This is a genomic window from Catellatospora sichuanensis, assembly GCF_007483665.1.
Lineage (GTDB): Bacteria > Actinomycetota > Actinomycetes > Mycobacteriales > Micromonosporaceae > Catellatospora > Catellatospora sichuanensis.
Map to the genome: position 1 here is coordinate 280,534 of NZ_ML660185.1, position 12,579 is coordinate 293,112.

At 74.8% G+C, this 12,579-nt stretch carries 7 protein-coding genes and 1 tRNA gene; 6 read left to right on the top strand and 2 right to left on the bottom strand.

What is annotated here, in order from left to right:
* Positions 1-197: 197 nt before the first annotated feature.
* From FLL47_RS05195 to FLL47_RS05220, 6 genes are all read left to right on the top strand, one after another.
* Positions 198-1,190: an ABC transporter permease gene (locus tag FLL47_RS05195; RefSeq protein WP_246157544.1), complete on the top strand. Its 993-nt coding sequence runs from the start codon at positions 198-200 to the stop codon at positions 1,188-1,190.
* 3 nt (positions 1,191-1,193) lie between these two features.
* Positions 1,194-3,110 (top strand): dipeptide/oligopeptide/nickel ABC transporter permease/ATP-binding protein, encoded by a 1,917-nt coding sequence (locus FLL47_RS05200; protein WP_144119256.1) that lies wholly within the window; start codon positions 1,194-1,196, stop codon positions 3,108-3,110.
* Positions 3,107-4,114: an ABC transporter ATP-binding protein gene (locus FLL47_RS05205; RefSeq protein ID WP_144119257.1), complete on the top strand. Its 1,008-nt coding sequence runs from the start codon at positions 3,107-3,109 to the stop codon at positions 4,112-4,114. Before FLL47_RS05200 ends, FLL47_RS05205 begins: the two co-directional genes overlap by 4 nt.
* A 107-nt stretch (positions 4,115-4,221) precedes the next feature.
* Entirely contained in the window at positions 4,222-7,557 is a 3,336-nt protein-coding gene (locus tag FLL47_RS05210) for a serine hydrolase (RefSeq protein ID WP_144119258.1), read from the top strand.
* A complete protein-coding gene (locus tag FLL47_RS05215; RefSeq protein ID WP_246157546.1) occupies positions 7,557-8,723 on the top strand; it encodes a M20/M25/M40 family metallo-hydrolase in 1,167 nt (388 codons plus the stop codon). The genes FLL47_RS05210 and FLL47_RS05215 overlap by 1 nt, the downstream gene beginning before the upstream one ends.
* Positions 8,724-8,941: 218 nt before the next feature.
* The gene (locus FLL47_RS05220) at positions 8,942-10,612 is read left to right on the top strand and encodes a PucR family transcriptional regulator (protein WP_246157548.1); all 1,671 of its coding nucleotides are present in this window, start codon (positions 8,942-8,944) and stop codon (positions 10,610-10,612) included.
* Between the two features lie 3 nt (positions 10,613-10,615).
* Here FLL47_RS05220 and FLL47_RS05225 read toward each other — a convergent pair whose 3' ends face one another.
* Both FLL47_RS05225 and FLL47_RS05230 read right to left on the bottom strand, forming a co-directional pair.
* The gene (locus FLL47_RS05225; protein WP_144119259.1) at positions 10,616-12,418 is read right to left on the bottom strand and encodes a hypothetical protein; all 1,803 of its coding nucleotides are present in this window, start codon (positions 12,416-12,418) and stop codon (positions 10,616-10,618) included.
* A gap of 26 nt (positions 12,419-12,444) precedes the next feature.
* Positions 12,445-12,517: transfer RNA gene (locus FLL47_RS05230), tRNA-OTHER, on the bottom strand.
* Positions 12,518-12,579 lie beyond the last annotated feature (62 nt).

The window sequence follows — 12,579 nt, forward strand, 5'->3', positions numbered from 1 at the left end:
CGTATCGGCCGACCGTGCCATGACCCGCACCTCAGGGCGGGTCATGGCACGGTTGTTTTTCCGGCCCGCCCCTGACGGCAGTGGTGCGAGCGGACAGGGTCGACCGGGCTGACTTGTGCCGGCGTACCAAGACCGGGCGGCGGGCGGGCGGGCAGGATCTGATCACCGAACCCGATGACGTGACGGAGGCCATGCCGGTGAGCAGCACTACCGCCTCCACCGCCGTGTTCGCGCACCTGCTCGGCAACCCCTGGCTCCGCTTCGCAGCGCGCCGCCTCGGTCAGCTGCTCGTCTCGGTCTGGGTGCTCGTCACCGGCGCATTCCTGATGATCCACCTCATCCCGGGCGACCCGGTCCGGGCCGCGCTGGGCAACACCGCGCCGGTGGAGCTGGTCGAGGCCCGCCGCGAGGCGCTGGGCCTGAACAACCCGCTCTGGCAGCAGTACGCCGACTACCTGCGCCACCTGTTCAGCGGTGACTTCGGCACCTCGATGCTGTCGGGCATGCCGGTGTCGCAGGTGATCGGCGACCGCCTGCCCGCCACGGCCGAGCTGGCCGTGCTCGCCTTCGCCCTCGCGGTCGTCGTGTCGATCCCACTGGGCCTGGCCATGGCGGTGCTGACCCGGGGCGGTCGCCGCAGACCGGTGGAGCTGGCGTTCACCTCCGGCAGCGTGCTGCTCGCGGTGGTGCCCGAGTTCCTGGTCGCGGTCGGGCTGGTCTACGTGTTCAGCGTCGAGCTGGGCTGGGCGCCGGTGGCGATGCGCCAGGGCGCGTCGTCGTACGTGCTGCCGGTGCTGGCCCTGTCGCTCGGCCCGGCGTCGGTGCTGGCCCGCATCGTGCGGGTGGAGACGCTCGCGGTGCTGCAGGCCGAGTACATCCGCACCGCGCGGGCCAAACGCCTGCCGGATCGGCGGGTCTATCTGCGGCACGCGCTGCCCAACGCGCTCACCGCCACCATCACGGTGGGCGGGTTGCTGCTGGGCGGGATGGTCGCCGGCACGGTGCTGGCCGAGAACGTGTTCGCCTGGCCGGGCCTGGGCAGCACCATCGTCAGCTCGATCCTGGCCAAGGACTACCCGGTGGTGCAGGCCGTGGTGCTGGTGTACGGCCTGGGCGTGCTGCTGGTCAACCTCGTGGTCGACGTGGCGCTGGCGCTGCTCGACCCCCGTTCCACGATCAGGGAGAGCTGAGCGGTGACGTCGCGGGCGAGGTGGGCGGGTGTGCTGCGCACGCCGGTGGGCGCGGCCGCGGCCGTGCTGCTGGGTGCGGTGCTGCTGCTGGCGGTGCTCGCGCCGCTGCTGTGGGGCGGGCGGGCCGACGAGGTCGACACGGCGCGCATCCTGCAGCCGGCGTCGGCGCAGCACTGGGCGGGCACCGACAACCTGGGCCGGGACATCTTCTTCCGGGTGCTGGTCGCCACACGTACCTCGGTGCAGCTGGCGCTGCTGGCGACCGCCCTGGGCGTGGCCGTCGGGCTGCTGCTCGGCACCGCGCCGCTGCTGCTCGGCCCGCGACTGGGCCGCCTGGTCACCGCCGCGGTGAACATCGCGGTGGCCTTTCCCGGACTGCTGCTGGCCCTGTCCTTCGCGGTGATCTTCGGAGCGGGTGCGAGCGGCGCGGTGCCGGCCATCGGGCTGGCCATCGCACCGGGCTTCGCCCGGCTGACGCAGACCCTGTCCGCGACCGTCGCCGGCCGCGACTTCGTGGCGGCCGCCCGCATCGCCGGGGTCGGGCGCTTCCGCGTGCTGCTGCGCCATGTGCTGCCGAACATCGCCGAGCCGCTCCTGGTGAACGCGACGATGGCGGCGGGCGGTTCGCTGCTGGCCTTCGCGGGCCTGTCGTTCCTGGGCCTGGGCGTGCAGGCACCCGGCTACGACTGGGGGCGGCTGCTCGGCGAAGGCCTCAACGGCATCTACCTCAATCCGGCCGCGGCGCTGGTGCCCGGCGTGGCCGTGGTGCTGGCAGGGCTCGCGTTCAACCTGGTCGGCGAGGCCGCGGCGAAGGCCGTCGGGCCGCGTACGCCGACCGGGACCGTTCGCGGCGATTCCTTCGAGGACGGTCCGCCCGCGCCGGTGGACCGCACCGGGCAGAGCGAGGCGGTGCTGGTGGTGGAGGACCTGAAGGTCTCCTTCGGCACGGTCACGCCGGTCCGCGGGGTGGGGTTCACGCTGCGGCGCGGTGAGGCGGTCGGCATCGTGGGGGAGTCGGGGTCCGGCAAGAGCCTGACCGCGCTCGCCGTCGCCCAGCTGATCGAACAGCCGGGGCGCGTCGCAGCACGGCGGCTGGATTTCCTCGGCGACGACCTGCTGCGGACCCCGCCCCGGGCCCGGCCGCGGCTGCTCGGCACGTCCCTGGCCATGGTCTTCCAGGACCCGACGACCTCGTTCAACCCGGTGCAGCGGATCGGCCGACAGCTCGCCGAGGTGGCCGAGCAGCACCTGGGCGACCGGCGCGGTCCGGCGCTGGCCCGCGCCGTCGACCGGCTGCGCGCGGTGCGCATCCCGGGGGCGGCGCGGCGGGCGCGCCAGTTCCCGCACGAGTTCTCGGGCGGTATGCGGCAGCGGGCCATGATCGGCATGGGCCTGATGGGCGAGCCGAAACTGATCATCGCGGACGAGCCGACGACCGCGCTCGACGTGACGGTGCAGCGCCAGGTGCTCGCGCTGCTGGCCGCCGTGCGTGCCGCGGACGACGTCGCCATGCTGCTGATCAGCCACGACATCGGCGTCGTCGAGCAGGTCTGCGACCGGGTGCTGGTCATGTACGCGGGCCGTATCGTCGAGGACCTGCCCGCGGCGCAGCTGCGGGACGGCGCGCGGCACCCGTACACCCGGGCGCTGCTCGGCGCCGTGCCGGACCTGGCCACCGACCGCGACCAGCCGCTGGTCGTGATCCCCGGCCGGCCCGCGGACCCGGCCGCACCGCCGCCGGGCTGCGCCTTCGCGCCGCGCTGCCCGCTGGCCGACGACCACTGCGTGCGGGCCGATCCTGCGCTGCTCGACGACGGTCTCGGCGGGCGCGTGGCGTGCTGGCACGCCGGCGAGCTACCCGAACCGGTGCGGGCCGGCGCAGCGGTGCTGTCCGCCGCGACGGAGGGGGAGGGGCGATGAGCGAGCTGGCCTTCGAGGACGTCACCGTCCGATTCGGCAACGGGCGGCGGGCCATGACCGCGGTCGACGGGGTGAGCCTGACCGTGCCGTCCGGTGCGGTCGTCGGGCTCGTCGGCGAGTCCGGTTCCGGCAAGTCGACGCTGGCCAGAGCCGCGGTCGGATTGACTCCCGTGTCCGGTGGGCGGATTCTGCTCGACGGGCGGCCGCTGCGGCCCCGCGGGCGGCGGCCGCTGCAGATGGTGTTCCAGGACCCGTACTCCTCGCTCGACCCGCGGATGACGATCGGCTCCTCGATCGCCGAGGCGATTCCGCGCGGGGCGGTGCCGGGTGCCGCGGGCCGCCGCGACGAGGTGGCCAGGCTGCTGGAACTGGTGGACCTGCCTGCCGACCGCGCCGGGTGCTACCCGGCCGAGCTGTCCGGCGGGCAGCGGCAGCGGGTCGCGCTGGCGCGGGCGCTGGCCGGCCGGCCCGATGTCGTGATCGCCGACGAGATCACGTCGGCTCTGGACGTGTCCATCCAGGGCACCGTGCTGAACCTGGTGCGCGACCTGCACCGCAGCCTGCGGCTGTCGATGCTGTTCATCACGCACGACCTGGCCGTGGTGCGCTACGTCAGCGACTACATCGCGGTGATGTACCTGGGCCGGATCGTTGAGTACGGGCCGGCCGAGTCGGTGCTGCAGGACCCGCAGCACCCGTACACCCGAGAACTGCTGGCCGCGGCACGGCGGCCGGGCCGGTCCGCCCCGGCGGACCTGGACACCGCGCCTGCGCAGGTCGCCGATGCCGAACCGGCCGACCCGCACCACCCGCCGTCCGGCTGCCGGTTCCACCCGCGCTGCCCGGCCGGGCCGCTGGTGCATGCGGACCGCGCGGTGTGCCGCGACGCCGCGCCCACCGGCGACGGCCGCCGCAACCGCGCCGCCTGCCACTTCGCCGATCGCGCCGCCGACCGGGCGGACACACCCCCGCCCGGCGGTCCGCCGGGCGACCCGCGGTCCTGATCCACGGGTCCGCCGCCGACCCGGCCGCGGTCCCACCCGACGAAGCAGCCGCCGCCTCACCGGGCGGCGCGACGACACCGACCTGACCGACCTGCGAGGAGATCCCGGTGACCACACGCCAGCGAATCGACGATCTGACCATGTTCGCGGTGCCCGAGCAGCCCGCACTGTCGCCCGACGGCGGCTCGATCCTGTACGTGCTGCGCACCGCGGACACCGGGGCCGACCGCAACCGGCACGCGATCTGGCGCGTCGGCACCGGGGAGGGCGAGGCCGAGCAGCTCACGCGCGGGGACGCCGACTCCGCTCCGGCGTGGTCGCCGGACGGCACCCGGTTCGCGTTCCTGCGCGCCCAGGACGGCCCGGCACAGCTGTGGCTGCTGCCCGCGGCGGGCGGAGAGCCGACCCGGCTGACCACCCTGCCGCTAGGCGCGGGGGCTCCGGTGTGGAGCCCGGACGGCACCCGCATCGCGTTCGGCGCGCCGGTGGACGCGCACGCCGGTGCCGGTGAGGACGACCAGGCGCGGGCCCGCCGGGCCCAGGCGCCGGTGGTGGCGGACCGCCTCGATTACCAGGCCGACGGCACGGGCCTGCTGCGCGCGGTACGGCGGCACCTGCACGTGCTCGACGTCGTCACGGGCCAGGTGCGCCAGGTGACCGACGGGGACTGGCACGCCGGTGACCCGTCCTGGTCGCCCGACGGCACCAGGCTCGCCTTCGCCGCGGCGACCGCGCCCGACGCCGACGTACACATCCGCGTGCCGGTGCACGTCCTCGACGTCACCGACCCGGCCGCCGTCCCGCAGCAGGTCGGGCTCGCCGACGGGGTCGCGGGACCGGCCTTGTGGACCGCCGACGGACAGAGCCTGCTGGTCGTCGGCGCGCTCGACGGGCCGGTCGGCCACGCCGGGCTGCTGCGGCTGCCGCTGGACGGCGGCCCGGTCGTCGACCTGGCCGCGGCGCTGGACCGCAACGTCATGCCGGGCGGACCGGGGTACCCCGGCGCGGTGCCGCGGCTCGTGGACGGCGGACGCACCGTGCTGTTCTGCGTCCGTGACCGCGGCTGCACCCACCTGTACGCCGTGGACGTCGACGGCGGCACGCCCCGCCCGGTCGTCGCCGAGGCCGGGCACAACGTGTCCGGGATGACGGTCGCCGGGGACACCGCGGCCGTCGTGCTCGGCACACCGGCGTCGTACGGCGAGATCGTGACCGTGGACCCGGGCACCGGCACGCGTCAGGTGCGCAGCTCGCACGGCCCCGACCTGTCCGGTCTGTTCACCCGCGAGGAGCGCGAGTTCACCGTCTCCGACGGCACGGTGGTGCACGGCTGGCTGGTGCGCGACCCCGCGGCGACCGGCCCGCGGCCGCTGCTGCTGGACATCCACGGCGGCCCGCACAACGCGTGGAACGGCGCCGCCGACGAGATCCACCTCTACCACCAGGAGCTCGCCGCCCGCGGCTGGACGGTGCTGCTGCTCAACCCGCGCGGCAGCGACGGCTATGGCGAGCGCTTCTTCAACGCCGTGGTCGGCGCGTGGGGCGACGCGGACGCCAAGGACTTCCTGGAGCCGCTCGACCAGCTCGTCGCCGAAGGGCTCGCGGACCCGGCGCGGCTCGCGGTCGCCGGCTACAGCTACGGCGGGTTCATGACCTGCTATCTGACCAGCCGCGACGGGCGCTTCGCGGCGGCCGTGGCGGGCGGTGTCGTCAGCGACCTGGGCAGCATGGCGGGCACCTCCGACCAGGGTCACTTCCTGGCCGAGCACGAGCTCGGCGGCCAGCCGTGGCGCGACCCGGCCCGGTACGCGGCGATGTCGCCGTTCGCGCAGGTGGACCAGGTGCGTACGCCGACCCTCGTGGTGCACGGCGGCGCCGACCTGCTCTGCCCCGTCGGGCAGGCCCAGCAATGGCACTCCGCGCTGCGTGAGAACGGCGTGCCGACCAGCCTCGTGCTGTACCCGGAGGGCTCGCACCTGTTCATCCTCGACGGCCGCCCGTCGCACCGGGTCGACTTCAACCGCCGCGTGGTTGACTGGGTCGAGCGGTACGCCGGGACCGGTCGCCCGCCGCTCGACGCCGCCCACTGGCAGCGCCGCCTGTCCGCGCTGGCCGCCAAGCACAAGGTGCCCGGCGCGGCGCTGGGCATCCTGCGGGTGGGCGCCGACGGGCGGCCCGACGAGCTCGCCGAGGCCGCGTACGGCGTGCTCAACCGCGACACCGGCGTGGCCGCCACCACCGACTCGGTGTTCCAGATCGGCTCGATCTCGAAGGTGTGGACCGCCACCGTCGCGCTGCAGCTGGCCGACGAGGGGCTGCTCGACCTCGACGCCCCGCTCGCGCAGGTGCTGCCCGAGCTGCGGCTGTCCGACCCGGACGTGGCCAAGCAGGTCACCATGCGGCACCTGCTGACGCACACCAGCGGCATCGACGGCGACGTGTTCGACGACACGGGCCGCGGCGACGACTGCCTGGAGAAGTACACCGCGCTGCTGGCCGACGTCGCGCAGAACCACCCGCTCGGTGCGACGTGGTCCTACTGCAATGCCGGGTTCTCGCTGGCCGGGTACGTCATCGAGCGGCTCACCGGCGGCACCTGGGACGCGGCGATGCGGGACCGGCTGTTCACCCCGCTCGGCCTGACCCGCACCGGCACCCTGCCCGAGGAGGCGCTGCTGCACCGCGCCGCCGTGGGCCACGTGGCAGGCCCGGACGGCGAGCAGCTGCGCGCCCCGGTCTGGGGCCTGCCGCGCGCGCTGGGCCCGGCCGGCCTGATCAGCGCCAGCACCGCCGACGTGCTCGCCTTCGCGCGGATGCACCTCACCGGCGGCCTCGCCGCCGACGGCACCCGCGTGCTGAGCGCGGACAGCACCGCCGCGATGGCGGAGCGGCACGCCGACCTGCCCGACAAGCACTCGCTCGGCGACTCGTGGGGCCTGGGCTGGATCCGGTTCGGCTGGGACGGCGCACGCCTGATCGGCCACGACGGCAACACCATCGGGCAGGCCGCGTTCCTGCGCATGCTCCCCGCCCAAGGTCTCGCGGTCACCATGCTCACCAACGGCGGCAACGCCCGCGACCTGTACGAGGAGCTGTATCGGGAGATCTTCGCCGAGCTCGCCGGGGTGGCCATGCCGCACCCGCTGGCGCCGCCGGCCGAACCCGCCGAGTCGGACCTAGCGCCGTACGTCGGCGTGTACGAGCGGGCCGGTTCCCGGATGGACGTGCTCGCCGACGGGCTGCTGCGAGTGACCATCACCGGGCCGATCGCCGAGCTGATGCCGACGCCCGTGCACGAGTTCACGCTGACCCCGGTCGCGCCGGACCTGTACGTGGTGCGCGAGCCGGGCCAGCAGACCTGGACCCCGGTCACGTTCTACGCCCTGCCCACCGGCGAGCAGTACGTGCACTTCGGCGTGCGGGCCACCCCCAAGGTCGGCTGATGTCGCTGCTCACGCGGATGCAGGACGCGCTGCCGGGACTGCTGTCGGACATCGGGGAACTCGTCTGCTGCGAGTCCCCGTCGGACGACCTGGCCGCGGTCACGCGTAGCGCCGAGGTGGTGGCCCGTGTCGGCGGCCACCGCCTCGGCGTCGCGCCGGAACGCATCGTGCGGGACGGGCGTACGCACCTGCGCTGGCGCTTCGGCGCCGGGCCGGCGCGGGTGCTGCTGCTCGGCCACCACGACACGGTCTGGCCGATCGGCTCGCTGGCCGCCCACCCGTTCACGGTGGACGGCGGGGTGCTGCGCGGGCCGGGCTGCTTCGACATGAAGGCTGGGCTGGCCATGATCTTCCATGCGGTGGCCGCGCTGCCGGACCGCGACGGCGTGACGATCCTGGTCACCGGTGACGAGGAACTGGGCTCGCCCAGCTCCCGGACCCTGGTCGAGCAGGCCGCCAAGGGCTGCGCCGCGGCGCTGGTCCTGGAGGCCTCCGCCCCGGGCGGTGCGCTGAAGACCGAGCGCAAGGGCGTCTCCCTCTACCGGGTGCGCGCCACCGGCCGTGCCGCGCACGCCGGCCTCGAACCCGAACGCGGCGTCAACACCACCATCGCCCTCGCCGAAGCGGTCCTCGCCGTCGCCGCTCTGGCCGACCCGTCTGCCGGCACCACCGTCACCCCGACCCTGATGACCTCCGGCACCACCACCAACACCGTCCCCGCCACCGGCGAGTTCGCCGTCGACGTCCGCGTCCGCACCACCGCCGAACAGTCCCGCATCCACACCACCCTCCTCGGCCTGGAAAGGAAGGGCACCTTCACATCGCTATATGTAGAGGAAGGTGCCCTTCCCAACCATGCGGCGGCATTGGAGGTGCTCGGCGGCCCGAACCGGCCGCCGCTGGACGGGGCGTCGTCGGCAGCCCTGTACGCCCGGGCCGGCAAGCTCGCCGCGGACCTCGGACTGCCCCCGCTGACCTGCACCGCGGTCGGTGGGGCATCGGACGGCAACTTCACCGCGGGCGTCGGCACGCCCACCCTCGACGGCCTCGGTGCGGTCGGCGGCGGCGCGCACGCCGACGACGAGCACGTCCTGATCGCCGAACTCCCCGGCCGCACGGCCCTGCTCACCGCCCTCACCGCAGACCTCCTGACCGCCCCGCACTGACCCCGCGCGGTGCTCCACGCGGTGCTCCACGCGCCAAGATCGATCGACTTGCCCGGCACATGGGCGTATGGCGTTCCATGATTCGCACGAGTGCCTGGCAAATCGAGCGATCTTGGCGGGGCAGGTCGGCGCCGGGGTCGTACCGGGGCACGAAACGGGGGCCTGGTGTTGTCGGGTAGGACGAACTAGCCTGACTGTCCTGCTCTTATGTTCGGACGGTGCTCGCCCCTGTGAAGATGAACCTGCGCTCCCAGGCCACGCTCGGCCGCGTGCTCGACGACCTCGGCGCGACGCTGCTCGAACTGGTCCACGGCGACGCGGACCGCGGCGGCGACATCGGCGGCGTCGCCATCCACGATCCCCTGGAAGAGCCGGTGCTGCCGCAGCGCGCCCTCGTGCTCGGCATCGGCCTGCGCGAATCAGTCGAGGTAGCGGCGCTGCTGCACACCCTGGGCCGGCATGACGCGACCGCCCTCGTGCTGCGCGCGCCGCTGGTGCTGACCCCGGAGCTCAGGCAGGCCGCCGACGAGTCGGGCGTGGCGCTGCTCGCGCTGACCCGCGGCGCGTCGTGGGCACAGCTGGCCGCGCTGCTGCGGGCGCTGCTGGCCGAGGGCGACATCGGCGACGCCGAGCCGCAGACCATCGGGGGCATGCCCTCAGGTGACCTGTTCGCCCTGGCCAACGCGGTCGCGGCGCTGCTCGACGCGCCGGTTACGATCGAGGACCGCAGTTCCCGCGTGCTGGCGTTCTCCGGCCGGCAGGACGAGGCCGACCCGTCCCGGGTGGAGACGATCCTGGGCCGCCAGGTGCCCGAGCAGTATTCGCGGCTGCTGGCCGAGCGCGGCGTGTTCCGCGACCTGTACCGCAGTGACGAGCCGGTGTTCGTCGAGCCGCCGGGCGAGCCGGGGGGGTTCAGCGTGCCGCGGGTGGCGATGGCAGTGCGGGCCGGCGACGAGGTGCTCGGCTCGATCTGGGCGGCCGTGCGCGAGCCGTTGAGCGGCGAGCGCAACCAGGCGCTGCGCGACGCGGCCCGCCTCGTCGCACTGCACATGCTGCGTATCCGGGCCGGCGCGGACGTGGCCCGGCGGCTGCGTGCCGACCTGCTGAGCACGGCCCTGGAGGGCGGCGCGGGAGCGCGCGAGGCCCTGCACCGCCTCGGCCTGGCCGACCAGCCCGTGGTCGTGCTGGCGCTGGCCATGCTGCCGCCCGGCGACGAGTCGATCGGCGCGGACGTCAACCTCGCCACCGAACGCCAGCGCCTGGCCGACGGCATGGCCATGCACCTCACCGCCGTGCATCCGCGCTGCGTCGCGGCGCTGGTCGGCGACGTCGCGTACGGCCTGCTGCCGGTGGCCCGCGACGGCGACGGCGAACAGCGCGCGCTGCGCATCGCCACCGACTTCCTCGACCGGGTCGGCGACCGGGTGCGCGCGGTGATCGGCATCGGCGCGGTGGCGGCGGACGCGGGCGGGCTCGCCGACGCGCGGGCCGGGGCCGACCGGGCGCTGCGGGTGCTGCGCTCCGGCCCGGCGCACGGCTCCCGCGGGCACCGCGTGGCGCGGTTGTCCGACGTGCACGTGGAGTCGCTGGTGCTGGAGCTGCGCGACCTGGTGGCGGCGCGCGGGGACACCCCGACCGGGCCGGTCGCGCGGCTGTTCGCGTACGACGAGCAGCACCACACGAATCTGGTGGACACCCTGCGGGCGTGGCTGGACGCGTTCGGCGACGTCATCGCGGCGTCGGCGGCGATGTACGTGCACCCGAACACGTTCCGCTACCGGCTGCGCCGCCTGGCCGAGGTCGGCGGCCTGGACCTGACCGATCCGGAGGCCCGCTTCGCCGCCATGCTCCAGCTGCGCGTGATCACACCGGAGCAGCGACGCGCCTGAGGGTCAGGGCCGGGCGACTGCGTCGCCTCCGCTGCGCCAATGCCTGAGAAACGCCAGGTCGTCGCGGCGTGCGTGATCGTGGGCGACGCTGCTCGGACTGGCGCCGTGAACCGTCTCCGCGTGCAGGTCCGCGCCCGCGTCGAGCAGCGCGCGGATCAGCGCGGGGTCGCCGCCGTTCATCACGGCCACGTACAGCGGGGTGCGGCCGATGCGGTCGGGCACGTCCACGGGCAGGCCCGCGGCGTCGAGCAGCGGCAACAGCCGGGCGTGGTCGACCCACATCGCCATGTGCCGCAGCGACCAGCCGCCGCCGTCGCGCATCAGCGGATCGACCACACCCCGGTCGAGGGCGTCGAGCAGCCAACCGGTGTCGCCGTCGAGCATCTGCTCGCGCACCCGCCTGCGCTGGGCGGTGAGCGCCTTCGGCAGCTTGCCGACCCCGGTCAGCCAGGTGTCGCGTACCGCGAAGCAGCCCGCGCCCGGCCCGCCCAGCACCCGCAGCGTCTGCTCCCGGCGCAGTTCGCCGGCATCGTGGTCGTGCAGCCGCAGCGCCCCGTCCCGCACCCTCACGACATGCCACTCGCCCCGGCAGCGCACCCGGACCGGTGCACCGGGCTCACCCGCCGTCGGTTCCGGTGCACCGGGCTCACCCGCCGTCGGTTCCGGTGCACGACCGGACGGCACGCCCGAGCCGATGGCAGCGTCCACAGGCCCGGCGACATCCGGAGGCGAGGCGCTGACCGCATGCCCGGTGGCGTCCGGGGCGGCCGTAGGTCCGGGGCGGACCGGCGTGCGGCCGACCGGCCTGTGCGGGGCTGGGTGCGGCAGGGCCGGGAACAGGGCGGCGCGCAGTAGCGGGTGCAGGTCGGCGGGGGTCAGCAGCCCGGCGTGGAGCAGGGCCAGGTCGGCCGGGACGGGGCCGCTCGCGACCTGTGGCGGGCCCTCGTTGTATTCGTGCGGGTCGGATTCCGCCGCGATCAGCTCGTCGCCGACGCTCACGTTGAGATGTGCCCCGAACAGCGTATCCACCCGCTCGGCGGGAAACCGGGGGCGCTGCGCGAACGTCGCGGCCGCGGCGCGGATCTCGTCGGCGAGCCCGACCGGGCAGGTCGGCCCGGCGGAGCCGCGCTGCAGCGCCTTGGTGTCTGCGAACGGGATCTCGATGCCGCAGGCGCGCCACGCGGCGGCGTGCTCGCCCGCGGCCAGCATCAGGTAGACGCGTTCGGTCGCGGCCGCCGCGTCGTCGCCGGTGCCCAGCGCGGACCAGGGCAGCGGCGAGCCGTCGGGTGCGAGCAGCGGCGGCCGGTCCGCCGCGCACCCCCACGCGGTACGCAGCGCCGCGGTCTCGCGTACGTCCCAGGTGTGGCGCGGTGCCACGTACCAGCGGTGCCATTCCAGCTCGCTGAGCGTCCTCACGTCCACGCGCAGCCGTTGCGGGCCGGTCGGCGACAGCGGCAGGCGCACCCGGATCAGCGGGGTGCCGTGGTCGACGGCACGCGGCGCGAGCACGGCGCTGGTCCGGGCCCGCAGCGTGGTCATCCCGCCCTGATGCCGGGGCAGGTGCCAGAGCAGCAGGTCCAGGGCCAGGTGGTGGAGATCGGCGTCGACGTCGGCCGCGGCCTGCGTGCCGAAGCGCTCCCGTACCGCGTCCAGATCCACCTCGATGTCGGCGTCGGCGAACGCGGCGGCCGCGCGCCAGTCACCGGCGGCGCGGGCGCTCGCGGCGGCGGCGACCGCCGCAGGGGAGGGCATGCGGTCGCGGATGCGCCGCCACTGCGTCAGGTCAGGCCGCAGCAGCGTGATCATCCGCACACCTCCTCCGACGGTGGGTGGCAGGCCGGCCGGATTCGAACCGGCGTCCTCCAACTGCGCGAAGTGGCGCGACGACCTCTGCGCTACGGCCTGCCGCCGGGAGCGTACACAGCGCCCCCGACGGCGGAGCGGGTGCGCAGGACGTGACCGGCGGG